At 31.5% G+C, this 24,667-nt stretch carries 20 protein-coding genes and 1 pseudogene; 4 read left to right on the top strand and 17 right to left on the bottom strand.

Annotated features, from left to right (window positions below; translation table 11 throughout):
* Positions 1-494 precede the first annotated feature (494 nt).
* From IGI87_RS04560 to IGI87_RS04535, 6 genes and pseudogenes are all read right to left on the bottom strand, one after another.
* Entirely contained in the window at positions 495-1,394 is a 900-nt protein-coding gene (locus IGI87_RS04560) for a metallophosphoesterase family protein (protein WP_174126173.1), read from the bottom strand.
* On the bottom strand, positions 1,384-2,019 hold the full coding sequence (locus tag IGI87_RS04555; protein WP_438736340.1) for a YitT family protein: 636 nt from the start codon (positions 2,017-2,019) through the stop codon (positions 1,384-1,386). Before IGI87_RS04555 ends, IGI87_RS04560 begins: the two co-directional genes overlap by 11 nt.
* 38 nt (positions 2,020-2,057) lie before the next feature.
* Positions 2,058-2,873 carry a PTS system mannose/fructose/sorbose family transporter subunit IID gene (locus tag IGI87_RS04550; protein ID WP_438736339.1) on the bottom strand — a complete coding sequence of 272 codons (816 nt, stop codon included), beginning with the start codon at positions 2,871-2,873 and terminating at the stop codon, positions 2,058-2,060.
* Positions 2,857-3,648 (bottom strand): PTS mannose/fructose/sorbose/N-acetylgalactosamine transporter subunit IIC, encoded by a 792-nt coding sequence (locus IGI87_RS04545; protein ID WP_438736338.1) that lies wholly within the window; start codon positions 3,646-3,648, stop codon positions 2,857-2,859. Before IGI87_RS04545 ends, IGI87_RS04550 begins: the two co-directional genes overlap by 17 nt.
* Before the next feature lie 1,105 nt (positions 3,649-4,753).
* Positions 4,754-4,879 (bottom strand): annotated as a pseudogene (locus tag IGI87_RS04540) (PTS sugar transporter subunit IIA); the annotation flags it as partial.
* 518 nt (positions 4,880-5,397) lie between these two features.
* The gene (locus IGI87_RS04535) at positions 5,398-5,823 is read right to left on the bottom strand and encodes an RNA polymerase sigma factor (RefSeq protein WP_438736337.1); all 426 of its coding nucleotides are present in this window, start codon (positions 5,821-5,823) and stop codon (positions 5,398-5,400) included.
* A gap of 681 nt (positions 5,824-6,504) precedes the next feature.
* Between IGI87_RS04535 and IGI87_RS04530 the strand changes: the two genes are divergently transcribed.
* Complete coding sequence (locus tag IGI87_RS04530) at positions 6,505-7,047, top strand: hypothetical protein (RefSeq protein ID WP_438736336.1); 543 nt, start codon at positions 6,505-6,507, stop codon at positions 7,045-7,047.
* A 56-nt stretch (positions 7,048-7,103) separates the two neighbouring features.
* Here IGI87_RS04530 and IGI87_RS04525 read toward each other — a convergent pair whose 3' ends face one another.
* From IGI87_RS04525 to IGI87_RS04510, 4 genes are all read right to left on the bottom strand, one after another.
* Positions 7,104-9,293, bottom strand: coding sequence for a glycoside hydrolase domain-containing protein (locus tag IGI87_RS04525; protein ID WP_438736335.1), 2,190 nt, complete (start codon positions 9,291-9,293; stop codon positions 7,104-7,106).
* A 237-nt stretch (positions 9,294-9,530) separates the two neighbouring features.
* Positions 9,531-9,779 (bottom strand): helix-turn-helix domain-containing protein, encoded by a 249-nt coding sequence (locus IGI87_RS04520; protein WP_202563074.1) that lies wholly within the window; start codon positions 9,777-9,779, stop codon positions 9,531-9,533.
* A gap of 80 nt (positions 9,780-9,859) precedes the next feature.
* Positions 9,860-11,260: a glutamate decarboxylase gene (locus IGI87_RS04515; protein ID WP_438736334.1), complete on the bottom strand. Its 1,401-nt coding sequence runs from the start codon at positions 11,258-11,260 to the stop codon at positions 9,860-9,862.
* A 12-nt stretch (positions 11,261-11,272) separates the two neighbouring features.
* On the bottom strand, positions 11,273-12,724 hold the full coding sequence (locus tag IGI87_RS04510; protein ID WP_438736333.1) for an amino acid permease: 1,452 nt from the start codon (positions 12,722-12,724) through the stop codon (positions 11,273-11,275).
* A 582-nt stretch (positions 12,725-13,306) separates the two neighbouring features.
* Between IGI87_RS04510 and gltX the strand changes: the two genes are divergently transcribed.
* Both gltX and IGI87_RS04500 read left to right on the top strand, forming a co-directional pair.
* Positions 13,307-14,818 (top strand): glutamate--tRNA ligase, encoded by a 1,512-nt coding sequence (gltX, locus tag IGI87_RS04505; RefSeq protein ID WP_438736332.1) that lies wholly within the window; start codon positions 13,307-13,309, stop codon positions 14,816-14,818.
* Between the two features lie 149 nt (positions 14,819-14,967).
* Positions 14,968-15,822 (top strand): LysR family transcriptional regulator, encoded by an 855-nt coding sequence (locus IGI87_RS04500; RefSeq protein ID WP_208773783.1) that lies wholly within the window; start codon positions 14,968-14,970, stop codon positions 15,820-15,822.
* Between the two features lie 265 nt (positions 15,823-16,087).
* Here the strand turns inward: IGI87_RS04500 and IGI87_RS04495 are convergent, their stop codons facing one another.
* The 3 genes from IGI87_RS04495 to IGI87_RS04485 all read right to left on the bottom strand — a co-directional run bounded on the left by IGI87_RS04495 (position 16,088) and on the right by IGI87_RS04485 (position 19,260).
* Positions 16,088-16,414 (bottom strand): SdpI family protein, encoded by a 327-nt coding sequence (locus tag IGI87_RS04495; protein ID WP_202563070.1) that lies wholly within the window; start codon positions 16,412-16,414, stop codon positions 16,088-16,090.
* A gap of 442 nt (positions 16,415-16,856) precedes the next feature.
* Positions 16,857-17,819: a LacI family DNA-binding transcriptional regulator gene (locus tag IGI87_RS04490; protein WP_202563069.1), complete on the bottom strand. Its 963-nt coding sequence runs from the start codon at positions 17,817-17,819 to the stop codon at positions 16,857-16,859.
* 1 nt (position 17,820) lies between these two features.
* On the bottom strand, positions 17,821-19,260 hold the full coding sequence (locus tag IGI87_RS04485) for a sucrose-6-phosphate hydrolase (protein WP_438736331.1): 1,440 nt from the start codon (positions 19,258-19,260) through the stop codon (positions 17,821-17,823).
* Positions 19,261-19,447: 187 nt separating this feature from the next.
* Between IGI87_RS04485 and IGI87_RS04480 the strand changes: the two genes are divergently transcribed.
* Positions 19,448-21,391 carry a sucrose-specific PTS transporter subunit IIBC gene (locus IGI87_RS04480; protein WP_438736330.1) on the top strand — a complete coding sequence of 648 codons (1,944 nt, stop codon included), beginning with the start codon at positions 19,448-19,450 and terminating at the stop codon, positions 21,389-21,391.
* Between the two features lie 146 nt (positions 21,392-21,537).
* Here the strand turns inward: IGI87_RS04480 and IGI87_RS04475 are convergent, their stop codons facing one another.
* From IGI87_RS04475 to IGI87_RS04460, 4 genes are all read right to left on the bottom strand, one after another.
* Complete coding sequence (locus IGI87_RS04475; protein WP_208773785.1) at positions 21,538-22,233, bottom strand: Crp/Fnr family transcriptional regulator; 696 nt, start codon at positions 22,231-22,233, stop codon at positions 21,538-21,540.
* A gap of 68 nt (positions 22,234-22,301) precedes the next feature.
* Positions 22,302-22,787 carry a hypothetical protein gene (locus IGI87_RS04470; protein ID WP_202563062.1) on the bottom strand — a complete coding sequence of 162 codons (486 nt, stop codon included), beginning with the start codon at positions 22,785-22,787 and terminating at the stop codon, positions 22,302-22,304.
* A 58-nt stretch (positions 22,788-22,845) separates the two neighbouring features.
* Entirely contained in the window at positions 22,846-23,364 is a 519-nt protein-coding gene (locus IGI87_RS04465) for a hypothetical protein (RefSeq protein ID WP_207434962.1), read from the bottom strand.
* Positions 23,365-23,473: 109 nt separating this feature from the next.
* The gene (locus IGI87_RS04460) at positions 23,474-24,088 is read right to left on the bottom strand and encodes a hypothetical protein (protein ID WP_208773786.1); all 615 of its coding nucleotides are present in this window, start codon (positions 24,086-24,088) and stop codon (positions 23,474-23,476) included.
* Positions 24,089-24,667: the final 579 nt, after the last annotated feature.

The following is a 24,667-nucleotide window of genomic DNA, read 5'->3' as shown; positions in this document are numbered from 1 at the left end:
AAAAATTCGTTCTCCTTACACTTTGATCAAGTCTGGGCGTACTAAACGGGCAACTAGGTCCAAATATTAAAGTATGACCGTATCTTTCAAACTATGGCTAGGAAAGGAGCATGGTTAGATAATTCTTCTATGGGAAATTTCTTCAGTATTCTAAATAAGAAGTATATTGTGTAAAAGTTTATCAAAGCCGAAATGAGTTTCGACAAACCAATACGAACAATATTTATTATTACAATCATTATAGAATCAAAGAATACTTAATTGGAAAAGCCCAGTAAAATTTCGACGTTTCACACAAAAAACTGCATAAAAAATAGAGTGGATTGTTCCACTCTATAAAAAGTCTAAATTTTTTTGATCAATACATTTGTTTTTGTTAACAGTCCACTTTTATAGAATCAATATGTTTACAAATTACAAAACTATAGCAAAAGATATTACAAAAATTGTTTGAATTTGAAAGCTACATATTTATCTTGACATACTTCTTCAGACTATAAAGTAATACTTATTGTATATTTTTCTAGTTTTTTATAAGTTTCGTTTACAATATTTCCTAAAAAGTAAGGCTCTATTCTGATCTTGTTTTTTTCTAAAGTAATATAATACCCTATTCCTTTCTCAATTAAACCGTTCTCAGGGTAGCTGAAAGAAGGTGTATCTACTAAAAACCCAAATTTTTTCTTAATAATCTGATTACATCCTATTCCATTGTGTATATGGCCACTAAAAAAAACAATGTTTTTAGCTTTATTTAATATTGCCTCAACTTGACTATTCTGTGGACCAAAACCACGAAAATCATTGCTTCCAGAATGAGTATTATTTAATGCCTGATGCGACAGAATAAATACTATTTTCTTTTCTTTCTTTGATTTTTCAATTGTTTTTTCTAATGAGTTCAATTGTTTTCTTGTTAAATAACAGCTATCCTTTAAAGGTCTTTCCGTACATAAAGAAAAAATTAAACAATTATCGTATTCATACTCTCCAAAATTTTTTTTGTTAAATGAAGAAAATATACTTTTTACTTGATTGAATGAATTGAACCGTGGATCATTTAAAGTATCTTTTTTTGAATCCCAAAATACTTTCCAAAAATCTATCCAACCATCATTATCAACATTCTCAGCAAGCCCATTTTTTCTTCCTCTGACATCATGGTTTCCTAAAGTAATTATTGCTTCAGGAAAAAAATTTGAAATTTCAGTTAAACAACTTTTTGTATAGATTGAATCCCCATAATTTGTTAGATCCCCTAAATGAAAAAGATTTGCTTTTTTATTTATTTTTTTCATGTTTTTCAAAGCAATAGCAAGATCTTCCATTCCCACTGCTGAATTGCCTACATGACTATCAGAAATTAAAAAGAAACCTTCTAATTTACCTGACATTACTATCACCTCTTTCTTTTTTGTTTAAATCTTTATTTTCTTTCTGCTTTAATAAATAATGTAATAATAGTGATTGAAAATAGCTAAAAATAATACCGATTACAACTGAAATTAATCCATAAGTAAGCAAGCCGAAAGCTAATACAGTGTAATTTAAAAGTCGAATAGCTTTAGCTATGGCTATTTTAGGATTTTTTTTATGGATAACTAGCGCAATTACATCCATTCCAACAGTTGACGAATTTTCCGAAAGACAACAATAGTATCCTACTGCAATAAAAATAGTTGCAAGTATAAAATCAACTGGCAAATTTATTTCTATTCTAATTGGTAATGTATAAAAAAAACTAAAAAAAATATTATAGCACACACTACTTACAATAGAACGAATAAGATTTTGCCTTCCTAAAAAGAAAAATGAAGCAAAAAGTAGAAGTATCGTTATTCCAGACGTTAAATATAAAATATTAACATCTGTTATCTTGTTAACAATCATCGCAAGGCTTGTCACTCCGCCATTAATTATTCCTCGCGGTTTCATCCATTTTGAATAAGCTATTCCTAATAAGATATTTCCGCCTATAATTTTAAATAACGACTTACTATTTTTTATAAAATTTTTCATTATTACACTACCCTCGCTTCATTTAACTAAGTTTATGATTATCCCAAGATTTTCAAATTATATAGAACAATTGATAAGATTAAAAAAAATACAATCACACGCGTAGAATTCATTTTTTTTCGTCCTAACAACCAGTAAGCAAGCCCTACTAACAATACAGGAACTAAATTAGGCAAAATCATATCTAAAGTGTCTTGAATGACAAGCTTTACACCATTATGTTTATAAACAAAGGGCACAGTCGTTCGAACTATTGTAGGAGCTAATGCACCAATAACTGTTATTCCTAAAATTAGCGCTGCATCTGTAAACGCATTCAATTTATCCTTCATAACAGTTACTAGTTTCACTCCTTGTTTATAACCTAAGTGAAGTAAACGTGATTGAAAAAAAACTAATACTAAATTAGCAATAACCCAAATAAATATACCTATTGGACTACCATTCATTGCTAATGTTGCAGCTAACGATCCAAACACCGTTCCCCAAATAACATGAAACAATGAATCTCCAATTCCCGCGAATGAACCCATTAAAGCCGTTTTTAATGCTACTATTGTTTCTTTTGCTTTGTACCCATCTGCTTCTTCAATAGCTAAATCAATACCCATAATTAGATTTCCAAAAATACCATTTGTATTAAAAAATTGGTTGTGAGTGTGTAACATATCTTTATATTCTTCTGGATTGTCTTTATATAGCTTCTTTAGTCCTGGTAGCATCCCAAACAGGTAACCCGAACTCATCATTCGTTCATAATTCCAATTTAACTGACTTCCTAAGATAAATCGCCAGCTCATTTTATTTAAATCTTTTTCTGTTAATATTTTTTTACTTTCACTCATCGCCATCATATCCCCCTTCTAAAAGCACATGTTCTTTTGTAGTGGCTTCTTCTTTTTTTGTAGAATTCATTTTATAAAATAGCATAGCAATTACTAGTCCTAATAAAAAAACTCCTAATATTGGTAATTTTAAATAAGAAGATAAAACGAAGCCTAAAATTAAAAATGGAACAAACTTTTTCACAGGTAAATATCGCAATAACACACCTATACCAACTACAGGAAGTACTCCTCCTGCTGTTTTTAATCCACCCATAAGCCAGTCTGGCATGCTAGTTGTAATTGATTGGATTGTCGCGGATCCGGCAAGTAGCATAATTAAAACAGGAATTGCTCTACTTAATCCCCATAGCATAGAACCAGATAAAACAAGAGGACTTATTTTTTGATCTTCTAAATTATCAATTGCTTTATCGATTCTATGCAATAGAAATACATTACAAAAACGAGCTACAACATCCAGCTGTAACATTAATAATGATACTGGAACAGCTAATCCTACTCCAAATTTTGCTCCTTGACCTGATAATACTGCAAAAACAGTTCCTAGCAACGCACCAGAAAAGTAATCCGGAATGCTTGCTCCACCGAATGCTGCAATACCTAAGCGCATTAGCTGTAGAGTGGCGCCGACTGTTAAACCTACTTTCATATCTCCCATAATCAAACCGGCTACAAAACCTGATACTACTGGCTGAGTTAAAGTATTAGTGATAAGTGAATCATTGATTGCAATAAATGAATATACCGTAAGTAACATTACTTGATAAATAGTTAATTCCATTATCTTTCCTCCAAGCTTATAAATAAAATTGATTAGTTTCCTTATAAATCAATTACTTAGTTACCGTTTTTAAGCGCTTACATAAACGTCTTTAAATTCTATGATTTAAAAATAGCTTCTTCAGATAAAATCTGAATACTCTTGGTAATCTTCTCTACCCCCTTTTTAATAACTCATATTTTCAACATTGGCTACTTTAAGCAAATAGCTTATAGATTCTAGTTGATAAAAATATCAGTTAATTTCTATATTTTCCAGAACTAATATTTTTTTCAAGATTTTAATTGCCAAAACAAATAATCTTATTGAATAAGTAGGTGCCATTCGTATCAATGGCTTTTATAAATGCTTGATAACAGCTTTACCATTAACTAAGACTATTATTGATTGCTTAGATTAATTGTCTAAATATTTGCAATTTATCAATACATTAAGTGTTTATCACTTAGTGGATTGACTGTATTTTATTTCCTGTGTACTTACTATAAATACTTAGTCCTCACTCTTTATCCGATCTATAATTTCCAATCGGCTTTGTTCTCCCCTACTTATGCATCGATGTAATCTTTTTTTGAAAGATTAATTAACTATTTTATAGATGTTTGTGGATTAACTACTGCTTCAGTCACTAGACACAAAATCATTCTATCAATAACTTCAACTCCATTTTTATTTAACTGGTTCTTTGTTGCTACGTAGAATTCCACATAAAAAACCAACAATAATAGTCAATCTGTTACAGAGTTTCATTGTCTCGGGTACTTCTTCTTTAAATTTTAGAGATTATCTTCATTTGGTCTTAATCAAAATGCATAAAAATTCTCTTGTTTACCAATGATTATTTCTACGTTATCTTTAGTTCCTACTGCCAGTCCGCTGTGATTAATTAATACAATGTTTTTCACTGAATCCTCTCCTTGTGTCTTTATTCATCAACTGTATAGTCTATATTACAAAAACACTATATCACATATTAAGTTATCAGTAAACCTAACATTTTAACATATTAAGTAAAAATAGGTCGCTATTCTTCATTTATAATTGCTTATGAATGTTTAACTTAATATTTTATTACAATTTCGTTCACAATTTTTTAACTAAAGAATTCAATTGGTTCGTCTTCATTGCTATATGCTGACAATGCATAGATATTACTTGTTGCACCTAAAATCATTTCAACTGTTTGCTTTAAGCTTTGTGACAATTCACCATGGATTGCAATATTGTTCACTTTTTCTCCCCTCCTTATTAACACTTTTATATATGCAATTTCCGCGCCAAATTTTGTTTATATCAAAACTAGTAGAAATTCCAACGATTTCCAAAAAAATAAATTTTGTCAAAAAAATTTGTATAAAAAATACTACTGTCCCTTCTAATAGTTTAATAGCTTTTTTGTAATATATGATATTTATATATGAAAAGAGAGCTGTGCGCTAATACAACTCTCTGGTGTAGAACATTTTAAAATAATAGCGAATATAGATTATTTTAAGAAATAACCATTTTTTCGCTAAAGTAGATAATTATTTCTTTTTTATTTTTAAACAATTTCACAACAGACTTAATCAATGCAATAGTAAACTTATAAAAATTTAATGCCATATGATAAGAAACTTATCATCATTAATTCTGCTCAATTACTCTTATAAGAATTATAAACTTACCCAACTACAGTCTAGGCAACTTTTTCCATAATTCTTATTATGTTAATGAAGATACACGGAAATATTCAGTTCATTACACTAATTACTTTTCATATATAATTTTCTCTAAACTGCATTTCAATTGTTTGACAGCTTTCTGACGTTGATACCAGATACTCCCCGCACTTAGCCCCATAGGTTCACCTATTTCTCGATCATTGAAACCAGCATAATAAAATAATAGAACTATACGCTTTAGTTCATCAGGCAATTTGTTGATTGCCTCTGCTAATTCAGGATTCGCTACTAAAATTTTCATTCCATTAGTCAAAAACACCTCACTATTTCCTATATTTAGATCTATATAAGACAACTCCTCAAATTCTCGTTCTGTGAGCTCCGTCAATGGAAACTGTCTTTCTCGGAACCTTTTATATTGCTTTTGAATATTTCTGGCTTCATTTCTAATAACCGTACGACAATAGCTATCAAATGTACACTGAATAAGATTTTTTACCGAATCATTCATTTTTATGCCTCCTGCTTTACAAATATGTTTTTTCATATCTACAACAACTAGAAAAAACTATTTTCAAGAAAACTAGTCAAAGATATGAAAAAAACGTATAAGCTCTATTGCTTATACGTCATATAAGTGTGAATTTTATTTAAAATCTATACTGAAAAAAACTAGCTGTCTGTAGTGACCCCAAAAAGTTAGACTTTTTATAGAGTGGAAAAATCCACTCTATTTTTTATGCAGTTTTTTGATTGAATTGTCGAAATTCTACTGGGCTTTTCCAGTTAGTCCTGTATTTAAAAAGAATCAATGAATACGCATCTTGCTAACTTTAACTATATTTTTCTTTGCAGGACTAATTCTCCCTAGGTTCTTTAATAATCAACCACTACAAAATATTGATTTCCTTTATTTAGGGATCGCGTTTATCCTATCAAGTGGCTTAACAACCTTTAATCGTCTCATAGATAGACAAAAAACACTACTACCCCATTGATATCTAAAAACGATTCAGAAAGTGAACTAAATATCATTCAAACTAGACAATAAAAAATCTATAAACAGATTACAAAGTGTAGCCGGTTGCTATATACTAGGAATATGGTTTATTATAGATAGACTATTTATTTAACAAATAATGTTTCCAATATCCTCTGTCTTTGAATTGAAAATTATTAAGGAGTGATTACTATGTTTCATGACACCATGCTATTTTTTTATTACATAATCATAGCTATCTCAATCATTTTTACTTTGAAGTATCTAGTACAATTGTTATTATTAAATAAAAAGTATCGATCAACATTAACTCTACAACAATTGAAAATTTATAACAAAAAGATACAAAACTATTTAGAAAGTGAAAATCCAATATTTAAGATTCAAAAAAAAGTTACTCTCTGTTTATTTTTAGTAATTATTTTATTTTTAGGATTAGTCTTTCCAAATTTAATACAGTTTATTAATCAAAATAAACTAGAAAATAAAAGACTTGTTTCGCTTTATATAGGAATCGCAAGCATTATTCTCAGTATCTTAGTTTTATTTAATTTGAAAATGGATATCAATAAAGATAAAATACTCCGCCAATATTTGAAAAGACAATCTAAAAACAAGCTTGGTGTGATTCAAATTAACAAAGGAGAAAAAGAAAAAATATTAAATGTTTGTAAAAAATTTGGTATTTCGTTACTTGTATGTGGATTGCTTTTTGTAATACATTATTTTTTCTAAATGATACAAAAAGCAGAGAGGTTAATGAACCTCTCTGCTTTTTGTATCATTTCAGACTAAGATTTAATTGAACTAGCTAAGAAAGTTACTGCCGAAACTATTAGTGTAATAATTTCATAACTTGTTAATGCAGTTCCTGCATACATCACAGCACCCGCACAAACTATTATGAATAATACAAATAAAAACCATCCAAAGACACTATTTCCTACTGTACTTTGAATCCAATCAAGCACATCTTGGAATGGTTTACCAATTTTGCCTAAGTCAATCTCAAGATTATATTTTACAGACGTTGTAATTTCTGTACCGTCCACTGTATTTTTTGTCATATTAAAGGTAATCGAACCAGAAATGACACCATCCTTATAACCACCACTAAATTCAGCATCTCCTGTTTCAATGGCACTTGTTAATCCAGAAACACCGTCTTCAAGTTTCGCCGTAATTCCAGACCCCAAAACATCTTCAATTTTGGCAGTAAAGGCTGGATCTAATTTTCCATTCATTATACTAAATTTAAGTGAAAAGGCCTGTGCATCTGGCGATTGAGCTTGAGCGGCTAATGTTTGCGTTAGTTTAAAGATACCCCATTCAAAAATAACAAATTCTTTGCCAAATTCAAATTGTTGACTATCTAATATGTCATTAATTAATTTAATTCCTAATCCTCGCAACATACTAACGGCGGGATCTTTTTTTGACACTGCTGTCACACCTGAGTCCGTACCAGATACATTCACTTTATCAATCATAACCAGTCCAGCACCAGTGCCAATACCGTCTGCTGGCTCATCAAACTGATCAAAAGACCAAGAAGCTGGCTGCGAAAATCCTAAGTTACCTGACCAACCGGTAGACATATTGGATACATAACTAGCTACTGCGTATCCTGCATCAACTACACGCATGCACGCATTTCTTGTCCCATAAATCCCGATGTTGTAGCGTCTATTATAGTTCATCGTATCAAACAGGCCGTTAAAATAAGGAATAATATTGGTAGTAATATCTGAGTCTAACGCATCAACATCCACAGCAAAATAAATAATGGTCTCCGTTGCGAGCCCTAGATTGTCTGCTGCTGCAAAAGCTGATCGCGCATCTAAAACCCCTTGTCCATACGTGTAATAATCAACCGTCGGAAAATTATCTTGGTAAATAGGAATAATGGCCATTCCAGCTCCGATAATATTATTCGCTTCACCAATTGTTAAATACTTAGGTTTAAATTCAGAACCGACTGTCCCCGTTAAATAACGTCCTACATATTTAATACCAGCCTTTTTTAAAGTTTCAATTTGGGCAGGTGTCAACTGTGCAGCAGTATCCACCGCGGTAAAACTACGATTTGGGTCTCCTGAAGATAGTAACAATGACATCACCGTTGATAAATCGGGATACCCTGTTTCGACATCCTTTAAATGCAAGAATGATTGGAATAATCCAATAGCAAAAGAAGTTTCAACGTCTAGTGATCCTGAAAAAGGGACACTACTTGGTAATACGTTGATTAGATTTTGATACAATGCATACTGGATTAATGTTACTAATCCAGGGTAAGAGGATAATTGATGATTACCTGCAATTTCTCCGTAGTCTTTTTGAGTGGTAGGACCAAACACACCGTTAGCGATATCCCCTAGTCCTTCTTCAACTTGCACTCCATAAATCAAGGCTGTATTCGTTGCACGCTGATAAATCCCATCACATGGTAAAATCCCTGTCCATTGGTAATATTTATTATTTAAATCTTGTTGCATTTGTCTTGTTCGTTCATCACCGCCAGGCACTAATACAAAGGCACTCATATCAAATAATGCACGGGCCCACATCGAATTGAATTTACTATCTGGTTTGCTAAATCCAGCAGCTTTTTTTAATTCAGTTAAAGCTGATACATTTTCTTTTGAATAAGTATCAGCAAATTTTCCAGAACCCATTCCTTTACAACGAAATCCTGCATCAATTAACTTTACAATATTTCCATTTTTATAACCGATAGCTAAGTTAGGAGTTACTTGATTATCCCAAGCAGCTGCAGTTCCAGCTCCAAAATTATTTACTGGTGTATCTGTAACTTTCAGCTCTAACTGAATTGCTCGAATGATTCCATAGACTGTATCCCACCCTGTTTGTCCTGTTTCTGCTACAGTACCATAGTTTGGATTGCTTCCAAATGTTTTATTTAACCATTGTTGGACCTCTAAAACCCAAGGATCTCCTAGATTTTTACGTGTGGCCATTTTACTCTCCTCTTTTCTCTTTTTTTGTTTATAATTGGTGCCTACCTGTGTTTGTTTAGTTAGTATCAGCTATGTCTTTGCTGTCATTACCAAATATATTCTTGCTAAAATAACCTCTCGATGACTAATGCGTTGCGATAAATTTATCAACTCTCACGTTCAATTTTTTCTGTTGTGACCACCATAATTTTTCTTAATAACTCCACCGATTTCCATAAAAATTCTATTCTTTGATATCTAGTGATTAGGAACTTGATATTTCAGAATGGCTTCCATTAATTTGGTTTCCAAACTCCTACGAAAAAATTCATCTACCTGAACAGATACACTGCCTTGCTCATCATAAACCTTCTGTAAAGCAAACCGACAGATATAATTTTGATAGTGACTTAAAACCAGTGCTATAGACTCCGCATCCCCTTTCTGAGCAGATAAAATAGTAGAGACATCCAACATATGCAACTGCTTTTCACTTCTTTTTTTCACTTAGCACCTCCACTGAATTAGACTAATTAATAAATTTTCCGAAAGATAACGGCTATTAATCATTTCTCTAGCTATAATCGTTAAATGATTGATTGCATTGGTTTAATTATGGTACAAGTTTCCAATTCTTTAATACTTAACTTTAAGTCTTCAATAAAATCACCACACACTGTCATTGACATTGATGGTCTGACTACAATGCGACTGATCGTGGTGTCTTCTCGATTTTTAGGTAATGGATACGCAGGAACTTGCCAGCCATGTTTAGACAACACTGACTCTAAATCGTATAAAGACCATGGAACATCCATATCCTCTCTCAGCTTCAAACAAACGATAGGTAATTGAGACCCGTCATTTATAATTTCAAAAAATCCTGTATTTGAAATTTCGTTTGAAAGTTCTAAAGATACTTTTCGAACACCTTCCATAATTTTTTTATAACCATAATACCCAAAACGAATAAAGTTGTAATACTGTGCAACAATGTGTGCACCACTATGAGAAAAATTAATCGCTATCGAATCCACTCGATCGCCTAAATAAGCGACTTCAAAACGCATACTTTTAGGTAAAATGTCGTAATTATTTTTCCGCCAAACAATCCAACCAATTCCTGGATATACCATTCCATATTTATGTCCCGAAACATTGATTGAAACCACGTTTTCCAGTCTAAAATCCCAAGGTTCAAATCCATCCATAAAAGGAGAAAACAATCCGCCAAATGCAGCATCAACATGAATACGTAGTTCAACTTTTGCTGTTCTATTGTACTCGGAAACCAATTTATCTAATGTTGCAATATCATCCACTGCTCCTGTATAAGTTATTCCGTGAATGCCTATGACTCCGATAGTGTTCTCATCAACATGATTCATAACCGAACTAGTGTCCAAAGACATATGCTTTTTATCGACAGGTACCGCTCTTAATTCAACATCCCAATATACACAAAATTTTTCCCAGACAACTTGGTATCCAGACATAATTACTAAATTCGGCCGATGATTTTTTAAATCTAAAACATCTATTCCAACTTTTGAAGCACGCTCTTTCCATGACTTCAAAAGGGCCAAACCTCCTAACATACATCCTTCTGAAGAGCCAACTGTCGAAGTACCAATAAAATCTTTATTTAGTTTTTTAGAATCCCCGATATTCCATAAATGAGCAATCATACTAATACAAGCATTTTCTAATGCCGCAGTTTTTGGATATTCTGATTTATCAATGGCGTTTGTATTCAAACTATCTAAAATCAATGCATCGGCCTGTTCTTCCATTTGGGTTGTGCAAAATGTGGCTAAATTTTGATTTGCTTTCGCTTCATTCAAGCGAAAATGTTTGATTAAATCTCTTGCTAAATTTGCATACATTGGACCTTCTGGTAATTTAGTATTTGGTAATAACTCCTGAGAACCTTCACTTCCTAAAAACGAAGCCTCTAAATATTTTTGATAATCTATTGATGTTGTCATCCTATTCTCTCCTTATAATGAATCATTATTTTGTAATGCTGACTTCCAACTCTTTCTTTTTTTGTACATTAAGAATGGAATAATAAGAACTATTACAAAAGCAGTTAGTAACATTAAAAGATACGCATGCTTTTCATTTGTAGGCAAGGTTTTATCAGGAACGAACGAGACAACAAACCCAAGTAGAGACAATAAAAACCCTACTATGCCAACTAAATATTTTATAAATTTAGATTTTGTGAAACTATAACTAGGAATTAATCCTTCATCTTTTTTTGTCTGGAGCACGATATAGCCAATAAACATCATCATGTACATCAAAGTATATATAGCAACCGTCAAACTCATCGCAGTTCTAAACGATAAGTTATCTTTCGAGCCGCCAGCGCCAAAAGTTAATAGTGCTCCCATTATTGAAACAATTACTCCTTGTAAAATCATGATATTGGTAGGGATATTATAGTCATTCACCTTAGAAAATCGTTTTGGTAAAAATCCTTCTTTTGCTGCTTCATACATACCAGTATTCGGGCCTACTACCCAGCTGCTAATTTCTCCTAATACCCCTGTTGCAAGAAGTATTCCTGAAAGTTTTTCAATAATAATCCCATGACTTGCAATAGAATCTAATAATCCACCAAATGCATATACTATCCCGTTACTGAGTATGATTTTTTCATTTGGAATGGTCATCGCAATTGCCATCGATCCCACAATATCAGAAACCACAGCACAGATTCCCAAAGACAGCATTACTTTGGGATATGATGCTGGATTTTTTAAATTTTTAACATGTGGCGCTGAACCTTCTGCACCTGCAAATGCTAGAATAAATGGTACAAAACCAATTAGTGTTTGAATACCTAAGCTATGAGGCATAATTGTATGCCAATTAATCGTTATATAGTGATCATGACCTTGGATCAAATAAATAATAAACATAACTAACAGAATCAAAATTGGAAGAATCACTCCAATGGTAAAACACCATTGTGCAATTTTCCCAGTAATTCTCGTCCCATGTTGTTGTAGAGCAATTAACCCCCACAAAATAATCATCATCAAAATAAATTTAACTATAGGGTTATCATTGATAATTGATATATTCAATGAAGCGCTAAAACAGCCAATAATAAAGTACATCATCGTATTAATTCCAACTGTTATATGGATCCATTGATAAAATAAAGCTAGCCAACCATTTTTTTCTCCCAGTGTCCCTTTTACCCACGTAAATATTCCACCTTTTTTCCATCCATCAATAGAGGCCATTTCTCCTGAAGTTAGTATCACAGGTAAAAACCATAAAACAGCGGCTAAAAATAAAAAGAAAAAAGCACGTGGTCCTTGTTTCGCAAAAGCAGCAAAACCATAAACCGTCATAACCATAGATGTTGTCATTGAAAACAACTGAAGCGAGGTAATCTGGTTACGACTATCTTTTTTATTTGATTCGTTACTCATTCTTAAATTGCTCCTCTTCATGCATCTTTTTAGTTGTGCTATTTTGCAAAATAGACTTCATTACGACTTACTATATGTTTACTTCCTTTCTTTTTCATTGACATTACATTTAGTCAATTCTGATTTGAGCTGTATACTAGCTACGCTAATTATATTAGTATGGTTGAACATCTATGTATAACGATTATTTTTCATATTAAATATTCTAAAAAGGAATATTTTCTTTTTAACTAGATTTAACAGCTATGAAAAATGAAAATAAATAAGTCGAAAAATACTCTTAGATCTTTATATATCAATAAAAAAACATCATTCAGAAGGATTTTTAACGGATCAAAAAAATAGACAAATTAAAAAAACGATTCTAAATAACTAAATCAAACAACGATAAAAACTTGATGAGCATTGTTTTATTTTATCCATATGCTATAATCAGCGCATGTATTCAATAAGTTAATAAAACGATTAATTGTTAATTTTTTCTTACATTTTTTTTACGGAAGGAAGCTGGTTCTATTGATTTTCTACACAGAACAAATAAAATTCTTTATTTTATAAGAGGTAAAAATTGGAGGGATTGACTTGAGAAGAGAAAAAATAGAAATAACCGGAGAAGTTCGAGTAAGATACGCACCAAGTCCAACAGGGTTTTTGCACTTAGGAAATGCCCAGTCCGCTCTTTTTAATTATTTATTCGCTAAACATTACAAGGGCACCTGGGTTTTAAGAATTGAGGATACTGATTTAAAAAGAAATGTACCCCACGGTGAAGAAAGTCAAATGGAAAATCTCCATTGGTTAGGTATCTACTGGGATGAAGGGCCAGATAAACCAAAAGAAGAATTTGCACCTTATCATCAAAAAGAGCGTGTTTCTTTATATCATAAGTATGTTCAACAACTATTAGATGCAGAGTTGGCCTACAAAGATTATGCAACTGAGGAAGAACTAACTGAGTTGCATGATCAACAAATGGCAGCTAAAATTGCTCCCCACTACGATGGTCGTTGGTATGGCGCAACAAAAGAACAAATAAAAAAAGCCGAAGCTGAAGGTAGAAAACCAACAGTTCGTCTTCACTTGCCTAAAAATCATGTCTATTCTTGGGATGATATGATTAAAGGGACTGTTTCTTTTAACTCTGATAATATTGGCGGAGACTTTATTATTGAAAAAAGTAACGGGATGGCAACCTATAATTTTGCAGTCGTAATTGACGACTACTTAATGAAAATCAGTCATGTACTTCGTGGCGACGATCACATCGCCAATACGCCGAAACAACTTGCTGTTTATGAAGCATTAGGTATCCCTCAACCACTATTTGGTCACATTACATTAATTTACAATTTAGAAACCCACAAAAAATTAAGCAAGCGTGACAAAAATACCTTACAGTTTATTAGTCAATACAGAAAATTTGGTTATTTAAACGAAGCATTAGTAAATTTCATTGCTTTTTTAGGCTGGTCCCCTATTGGCGAAAAAGAGTTGTTTACTAGAGATGAGCTAATTGAAGCTTTTGATATTCATCGAATGTCTGCTTCCCCTGCTTATTTCGATCAAAAAAAATTAGACTGGATTAATAGTGAATACATTAAAAAAATTCCAATTGCTGAATTAGCCAATCGAATAGTAACTTTAATAAATGTAGCTGAAACAGATACAGCATTAAAATTAAAAGAGCTAAAAATGCAAGAGAATCTAGATTTTATAAAAAAAGTGATTCAACTTTACCGTGCTGAAGCAAAAACACTAATGACTTTTATGGAAAAAATTTATTTTATTAAAAATTCAGATAGACACAAATTTTCCTATGCAGACTTAGCAGAATTTGATAAAAATAATGTCCATAAAATTTTATTAGTTATGCAAAAAGAAATCCAAAATGCTGTTGAACCAATTGACTATGACTCCATTCTATTGGCTATACAAAAAGAAACTGGCCAAAGTGGTCGAAATCTCTATATTCCATTAAATGTTGTTTTTACAGATAATAAATCTGCCCCACAAATAACTGAACTGTTAGCTATTATGCCAAAGCAAAATGTTGAAATTATGATAACTAACGCCTTAAAGTGGTTAAACCAATAACAAATAATTATTTACGAATTAATTTAGATAAGCAATGTTAAATGGAAACTTTGACCAGTAACCAAAGCTTTCTATTTATCATTGCTTATATTTTTTCAGAAACAACTGATTTACTTGAACTATCAATTTTTAAATGAGGATGTGTTTTTATGAATCTGGAAGATATATCTATTTATTGTAAAATCTGTCAAGAAGAAACTTTTTTTAAAGCATCTGAACATGAGCATATGTCACAATCAGCAATTTCTAAAACTATTCTTAGATTGGAAGATTTTCTTGGCAAAAAGTTAATCGAGCGTAGCCGTGGAAAACATAAAATTACTTTAACTCATGATGGAGAAATCTTTTTGAATTATGCAAACAAAATTGAAGAAACAATTACTGAAATGAACAAGCATTTTCTATTAAACGATTTCAGACATATCCCGATACTTATAACCGATTACGCAATGGAACAAAATATTTCTAAAATTTTTGATCAATACGAAAAATTATGTCTGTTTAAAGAAGATACTTGTAGACAACTTAATGTCCAACAAGGAGAGATTCGAATAATAGAAAGTCCAATTAAATTAGATTCCAATCCTCATTTTGAGACAACCTTATTTTACCAAGAAGAACTCTTTTTGGTTTGTTCAAAAGATAATACATTAACTGACTATTCAGATTATCGTGCGCTATCTTTCATTCAAAGCCAGGTTAATCCCTCTCTAGCTCATAGCGTACAAATTTTTTTCGATTTGTATAAAATACCGAAAAATAATATAGTCATTCGAGAAGATTTAAAAATTGTTAAAAACATGCTGACTCTCAGTAACCGTGTTACCATTCTCCCAGCAAGTTTTATTGGCAGTAATGATGGACTTCAAAAAATACCCTTAGCCCACAAACTTTTTTACTATCACTATTTAGTCAACAGCACAACAATGTCTGCAAAAGAACAAGAAGTTTTAGAGCTGATAAAAGATAAATTATTGAGTTTGGAATCAATTACCGTTAAATAGCATTCATAGATCTTGCTAGAATAAAAAACCTCCAAACAGTATATAATTTGGAGGTTTTCTTAGTTTTGAAATGAACCTTAAACTATAGAATACAACTATGATAATTGGGAATAAAGAACTAACATAATATATCTACTTGCCATTTCTCCTGACAATTTTTTTATTCTCTACTTCTTAAAATCTAGTTCCGTATAAGAGATTTTGAAAAACTTTTTTATTAATAATAAATTGAACAATACTCCAAAACGAATAAACTTTTACCATTTTATTTTTTTCTTTTATTCTTATTTCTCTTTCTCATAAGTACTAACGTTATTTGAGTGACTGTGCCAGCTACAACTATTCCTATCACAGAAATTAAAACGGATGTGCGTTCTAAAATAATATGAAAATGATTTAATATTATTGCTAATAGTGATATCAAAATAATGACTCCATAAAAAATTTTTTGTGAAAAAACCCATTTTGTTTTTGAAGCCATGCTTTCTTTAGTTCTGAACCCAATACCAGCATTTTGACTATTATCAAAAAAAATAATATTGATTAATAACACCACCGCCACAATTAAAATAAAATAACTATAAATATTCACTATATTTCCTCCTATCTCAGAGCTAATTGTTCAATCAGTTACATTTACATATTAACTTTACTACTGGGAACATTATTAAAAATGAAGTGTATTCAACTTGAATGACCTACTAAACTTCTAAAAGTGATCACAATAAACAAAAGAACCTATAAGGCTTACCTTGTTGGTTCTTCTCTATTAATAACTTATAGCAGTTGTTTTTTTATGTTTTATTTTTATCAAAGTTTTTTAATTTTTCTTTATACTATCAGCACTTTTTGTTTGTAAATCTATATACGATACAGGTAATCCAACGTTCTTTATTTTTCATCAATATATGCTATATCCATCTCATTTAGATTATATGCCTTCATTAATATCAAAAATCACTAACAATTTGAACTCCTATAGGTATTTCTTTTTTATTGGTAATTTTTGATAAACAATACTCCTATATCGTTAATTAAATACTTCCACCGGCTAGTAATGATACAGGTAATATATAATCTTTACTTATCTTTTCACCCTTAATTTTTTTTAATAAAACGTCAACTATTAACTTTGCAATTTCATCAATGGGTTGTTTAATTGTAGTCAATTGTGGTAAAAAATCTTCAATAAATGATGTTCCGTCATACCCAATGATTTTCACATTTTCTGGAATATTTAGGTTGAGTTTCTGAACAATTTTTATAGTAAGAATGGCTGTTAAATCATCTGAAATAAAAATTCCATCTGGTTTGTTATTCGAAATGATTGATTTAATTTCCATTTCTCGACGAATAGTAGACAAGCTATTAGGAACTTTAAAGACCTTTCCACCTGGAATTTGGAAAGAAAATCCTAAAGCACGTAACCCTGTTGGAGAGTCGGTATTGTCATTTCCAGTAATCATAATAATGTTTTGACAACCACTTTTTTGTAAAATACTCGCTGCCAATTTACCACCTTCAAAATTATCTGATGCGATAATAGGAACATTTGGTGCTAAATTTCTATCAAAAGCAATAATTGGCGCTTTAACGCGCTCGTAGTCAGAAATTCCAAGATTATGACTAGAAGAAATAATACCATCGACTTGATTTGCTTCAAGCATTTCAAGATATTCACGTTCTTTTCCAGGATCATTTTCGCTATTACAAATGATTGCTTTGTATCCTTGTTTAAATAATTCAATCTCAAGATATTCAATGAGTTCCGCATAAAAGATATTACTAATGTTAGGAAAAATGAGACCTACTAGTTTAGGTGATTTTCCTTGTAACCCACGCGCTAAGTTATTTGGCTTGTATCCTAAAGTTTTCATAGCTTCATGGACTTTTTTCTTGGTTTTTTCCGACAAGTAGCCTTTGTTATTAATGACACGTGATACAGTTGTCGGGCTAACTCCAGCTAATTCAGCTACATCTGTTAATTTTGCTACCATATTAGTACTCCAATCCAAAGTATTTTCCAATAGGTTCTCCTGATTTTATTTGAATACCATTTTGATACTTCTCAGGAAATACACGACTGGTAAATACTTTCTCTCCTTTATTAATAAAAATTTCAATGATTGAGTTATCTACAAAAATATTAGCAATTGTTTCTTCAGTATCTATTAAGCATTCACGAGTCGTACCAAAATCAATTGCATATTGAGTCCCCACTCTACTACGATCTAAAACAACTTTCCCTTTTTTAGTATCTACTGTTAAGCTTAGTCCATTTCCTTTATCATCAGCAAAAAGAAGTAATTCTGATTTCTGATTGGCTGGAAAAGTCAATTCCAGTTCATAAGTATTACTTGTTTCTATTTTTGACGTAAAATCTTCGCAACTAGTTCGCAGTGTCTTAATAGCATCTACAGGGTATTGATAAAGCTTTCCATTATTGATAGAAAGCTCTTTAACAAGACTCATTGCACCTTGATAATCATATTTATCTGTAGGGTATTCAATATCAGGAAGCCCAATCCAACTAACAATTAAAGTACGTCCGTCAGGAGAATTAAATCCTTGTGTTGCATAGACATCAAAACCGTAATCAAGATTTTTAATTTCAGAAGAACCCACAAGCTTTGCATTTTGTTCATCAAAACTTTGAAAAATTTTATAAGTATTTGGATAAATATTATCATAATTAAGTTCTGATTTATCAAGTCCTTGAGGACAATAAATAAGAATTGGTGTTTCATCTACAAATAAAAGGTTAGGGCACTCAATCATGTATTCTGATCCGCCGCTACAAAAATCCAAATTACCTACCTCTTCCCAATTTTCAACATTGTTATTGGAAGCTTGATAAAGTTTTATAATTCCTTTTTTTTCAAGACTTTGTGCTCCAATAATTGCATGAAATTTTCCTTTATAATTAAAGATTTGTGGATCCCTAAAATGATCTGTGACATCCTCAGGCTGATTAATAAAAACACTCTCACATTTTGTAATACTGTAACTTGTATCCATCCATGCTCCTAGTTGAAACGAATTGCGTATCCAATTTTTATTTCGAACATTTCCTGTATAAAATAGAAGTAATTTGCCATCTACTTCATATGCTGAACCAGAGTATGCTCCATGACTATCGTATCTTGTACTCGGAAGAAGTTCTGCTCCTGTCACATAAAAATGAACTAAATCATGTGACTCAGTATGCACCCATTTTTTTAATCCATGTGATGCTCCGAATGGCCAATTTTGATAGAAAAGTGTAAATTTTCCATTAAAAAAAGAGAATCCGTTCGGATCATTAAGCAATCCTGTTGTAGGTTCAATATGATAGTTAGTATGCCAAGGAGACTGCTTGACATGTTTATTTATTTTTATAATTTCATCTTTACTCCATTCAGAATAGGCACGATATCGTATTTCTCTAGGTAATTTCATCTTCTACTCCTTCAGTATAACTTTTTATTATAAATATAGTAAACGTTTTCTTCGAAAAAATCAATCATTCTATTACCAAATAAAAAAAATATGACAAACGTTTGACATGTTTACGAAATGTGCTAAAATATACGTAATTAAAAAAGCGCTTTCTTTAAAATAAAATGTTATAAAAGGAGCTATTAATATGGATTACACTAAATTAGCTTCCGACATAATTCAAGCAGTCGGAAAAGATAATCTTATCGCTGCTGCACACTGTGCAACGCGTCTTCGTCTCGTGCTCAAAGATGATACAAAAGTTGATCAAAAAGCTTTAGATGAAAACCCCGATATAAAAGGTACATTTAAAATCGATGGGCAGTATCAAGTTATTATCGGTGCTGGAGACGTTAATTTTGTTTATGATGAACTTATAAAAAAGACTGGTCTTGCAGAACTTTCAACAGATGGTTTAAAACAAATAACCTATAAAGACAAAAAATTCAATCCATTCATGGCATTAATTAAACTACTATCCGAGATTTTCGTCCCAATTATACCTGCACTCGTTGCAGGTGGATTATTAATGGCATTGCGAAACTTTTTAACCGCCGCTGGACTTTTTGGACCAAAATCAATAGAAGAAATATATCCTGCTATTAAAGGGATTTCCTCAATGATTCAGATTATGTCAGCTGCACCTTTTATATTTTTACCCATTCTAGTAGGAATTTCCGCAGCTAAACGTTTTGGAGCGAATCAGTTTCTCGGAGCTGTAATTGGTATGATTATGACAACACCAGACCTTGGAGGGTCTACTGAGTACTGGAATATTTTTGGGTATCATGTCTCCCAAACGAACTATTCATATCAAGTAATTCCAGTACTAGCCTCTGTATATCTTTTGTCAGTACTGGAAAAATACTTTCATAAAAAACTTCCTTCATCTATTGATTTTACATTCACGCCATTATTATCCGTAATAATTACTGGGTTCTTGACATTCACAGTTATTGGTCCTGTAATGTTATTACTATCTAATGGAATTACAGATGCTATTGTTTGGCTTTATAATGCAGCTGGATTCATAGGAATGGGTATTTTTGGAGGAACATATTCGCTCATTGTAATGACTGGTCTGCATCAATCATTTCCAGCAATTGAAACACAATTACTTTCAGCATGGTCGAATGGTATTGGTCAAGGAGATTTTATCTTCGTAGTTGCTTCTATGGCAAATGTAGCACAAGGTGCTGCAACATTCGCTATTTGGTTCTTAACTAAAAATTCTAAAACAAAGAGTCTTGCTTCTTCTGCTGGAGTCTCAGCACTTCTTGGTATTACTGAACCAGCGTTGTTTGGTGTAAACTTAAAATATCGATTCCCATTTTTCTGTGCTTTAATTGGTTCAGGCATTGCTGCAGCAATAGCAGCTCTATTGAAAGTTGTTGCTGTATCGCTTGGTTCAGCTGGGTTCCTTGGATTTCTTTCAATCAATGCAACTTCTATCCCTTTTTACTTGCTGTGTGAATTAATTAGCTTTGCCATTGCTTTTACAGTTACTTACTTCTATGGTAAAACAAAAGCTGCAGGTATCTTTGCAGCAGAAGAAATTACTGAACAAACTGCGGTTAATACTTCAGAAATAATAACAGAATCAACAGTTACTGTTAATGCACCTACAAAAGCAAACACTTTAGTAGAAACGATTGTTAGTCCCCTTTCTGGTGAAGTAATTACTCTTGATTCAATAAATGATCCGGTATTTTCTTCAGGAGCTATGGGGCAAGGAATTGCTATTAAACCAAATGGAAGTACCGTTTATTCTCCAGTAGATGGCACTGTTCAAACCGTATTTGAAACAGGACATGCTTATGGACTTAAATCAGATACTGGTGCTGAAGTACTGATTCACATTGGCATCGATACAGTATCGCTGAAAGGTAAAGGATTCGCTAAAAAAGTTATTGCTAATCAAAAAGTAAAAAAAGGAGATATTCTTGGAACATTTAATAGTGCAATAATTACAAAATCAGGACTTGACGATACAACAATAGTCACTGTGACAAATACTACAGATTATTCAGAAATAACTCCAAGTTCTAAAGGTAAAATTACTGAAGGTGTATCTTTATTAACAATTAAATAGCTTTCTTGAGATTTAATAGCCCTTCTATATAAATTGTAAGGAAGGGCTATATTTTTAAGTTTCTGGCTGTTATACGGTCCTACCGCAAATACTATAAAATCATATTCATTTATATAATTACATATACTCTATAGCTTCATTACATTTTAACTATAATAATTAGGTGTCTTAAGAACGAGTTTGTTCATATCTACTATACAAATTTTATTATTTTTTATACTAATAATTTGTTCTTTCATTAATTTTGAGAGATGTCGAGTGACGTAAGATCTTGTTACGGATGAAAAAGAAGCGATAATATCATGTGTAATATAACTTGGCATATGAAAACTATTTTCCTTTACCCGCTCTCCTAAACAACAAGCCAAATTTATCAATGTGAAGTTTATTCTTTCAAACCCAACTGAAAAAGCACTTTGCCAATATAAGTATGAGATACTTATATAATATTGAAAATTTAGTCCAAGTAAAGTCAAGCTTTCTTTATAATTTTCTAACAACAATTTATTTGTAATTACTAAAATTTCTGTATCCTGTAAAACAGTTGTAGTCCATTGAATTGGTACTTCTCCAAATAAAGTTGCAAATCCTAGAATCTCATCTTTTGATAAAAGTCCCACGGCTTTTACATGACCGTCACTATCAGAAAAAGAGCGCATAACAACACCTTTTTTAATATAATAAAGGTTTCCTGGCTCAAGAATGTTATCTATTGCAAGCTTTTTTTTAAAAGTGAATTTTTTTAAACATGTTTTACCATTGTGTTCTAAAATTTTGTTTAAAAAGGTTTTATTTTGTTCTTTATGAATATTTTTTATATCTTTAATCATGTTAGTACACATTTTGGTCCTCCCTGCATTCCTAAATAAGCCGAATCAACTTCGAACAATTGATTATTAAATGTTGTTACTCATTTCTTTTTGTTAATGTAACTTAAAGACACTAAAATGATACCTATCAGAATGAAATAATCTTCTGTTTTCCAATTTAATTTTGGATAATAGAGGGGCTTTTTATTATCTTCAATCGTTAGGTCAATTTTATCTTTCTTAATCAGTTTATTATTCGACGAATATATAAAGTTCGCGTAATACACACGTTCTTTAACAATTTGCTCTTTACTCCAATCAACAACCGCTCTCTCATTATCATCAGTCCATCCGCCAAAACTAAAGCCGGAATTAGGAATTGCTCTTGGTACCATATAATCTTTTATAAAATTCCCTTTTTGTAAATAAATGGAAGGTGTCCCAACTAGTACACCGTTTTCCTTTGCTTTAAACATTACTTTATATTTAACAATAGTTTTTTGCCCACTATAGATAACTACAGTTTCATTAGCATAAGTTGTAATAAGCGCACAGTTCAATAAAAAACAAAAACTAATTAATAACATTGAATAGCTATATTTTCTTATAAGTCGCACGCTTCCATCTCCTTTTAGGTCAAACTATTTATTCAACAAACAATTTAACATCCCAATAGGCCTGATTTAATTTGCGCTTTACTTTTTGTTTTGTGTATTCATTTTCTGTAAAAGTAAAGGCATGTACATCGATTTTACAAAAATATTCCCCTTTATCTATGTCTTTAAGCACGTCTTTTTCAAGTTTAGGTGATTCTAATGCTTTACCAGATTCAATAAGTTTGGATTCGTAAATTTGTTTTGTTTTACCCTCAACTACAACTGAAATCTTGTATGTAAGAAATACTTTTTTATTAATTTTAGGGTTAACTAGTTTGATAGGGAGCTCCTTCTGGTCTTTATTCATCTGCAAATTTTTTTCATAGGCAGGAAAGACAATATATCCAGGTGAAACATCTTTGTACTCGGAATTATACTGAACTGCACCTTGCTCAATCTCTTTGTTCAAGAAAAAATGTTTAAAAATTAAGAAACTTGCCAATATGAGCGTCACAATCCCTATAACACTTACTAAAATCTTTATAGTTCTTTTATTATTTTTATTCATTTACATATCTCCTATTATTAAAAAAATTAAATTCTTACAAACAAATAGAAGATGTAGAAATCATTTTTATTTTTATCTACATCTTCCACTAGCTTAGACGTAATATATATTACTCTTCAATAGCTGTTCTTTGAGCTGTCCATTTCATAGTTGCATCTAAATTGTATTTTGTAAGTGAACGGCCATCTTCAACATTTTTTAAGTCGGATTCAAAACCGATATTTTGGACTGGCTTTTTAGTGCCACTTGTATCTGTTTCGAGATAAAATGGAGTGTACATAGGCAGTGGGGTAGAAGATTTTATGTGTTCAGACTCATCTCCCTGTTCATTTACTAAGCCTACGTTTAACACAGATCCTACTGGAACTTCAGGATTGGTCAACAATAACCTATCTTTTTCTGGATTTATTAGGGTATCTCCACCTGGTCCATACGCAATGGTAAAGATGTTCCTTAAGTTCTCATCTTTAAATTCTCCCCCCTCGATATTTGTGATTTTAACTTTGTTAATTGCGACATACGCTTCTGGATATTTGGAATCTTTTTTCAATTCAACTGTAGCCGGTACTTCTAGCCCCCAGCCTGCTGGTTCTACTTCCTTTGTATAAAATACTTTAGTATCCGACTGCTTTTCATCATTTGCAAAAGCAGTGATTGAACCCAAACCTACAGCATTCATTCCTAAAATCGACAATGTTGCAACTCCAATAACTTTTTTGATCATTTAAGATCCCTCCAATATATATTTTTTTATTACGTAAGCATCGTATCATGAACGAATACTTACTAAAAAGTTCCTGAGGAACTAATAAACATAAAAATTGTTTAAAAAATAGACGAAAAAAAAAGTAGAAGCTTTCAAACTTCTGCTTATCTTTGTTTTTTATTGTATAAATTATTTTAATCTAGCATAGCCAGGAGTATACTCTAAAAAATTAATTTTTACGTCTTTCTTGATGTTAACTGAAGCATTAGAAGAAAGCAACGAACATTCTTGTCAGATTTAGCTTCCTTTTTTGTCACTTTAGTTACACTTAATATCAGAAAGAAAAAAACATTTAAAAAATATGTTAAATAAGTGATATTTCCCTTCGAATCATTATAAATCCGAAGAATCCTATCATCTACTATAAAAGTCCCTGTTTTACTAATATATGAAATAAAGACAGAATATTAATGGAAGTTAATAGAAAACAATCAATTGTTAACGCATTCATAACTACAATTTAAAACTATTTCCGTTTTAAACACATGTCAATACTTGACTGATTATAAGAAATAAACTTTCTCTTAATTATTACAT

This window comes from Enterococcus sp. DIV1444a, assembly GCF_051712125.1.
GTDB lineage: Bacteria > Bacillota > Bacilli > Lactobacillales > Enterococcaceae > Enterococcus > Enterococcus faecalis.
The sequence above is the reverse complement of the archived record's forward strand: the minus strand, read 5'-3'. Positions and strand labels throughout refer to the sequence as shown.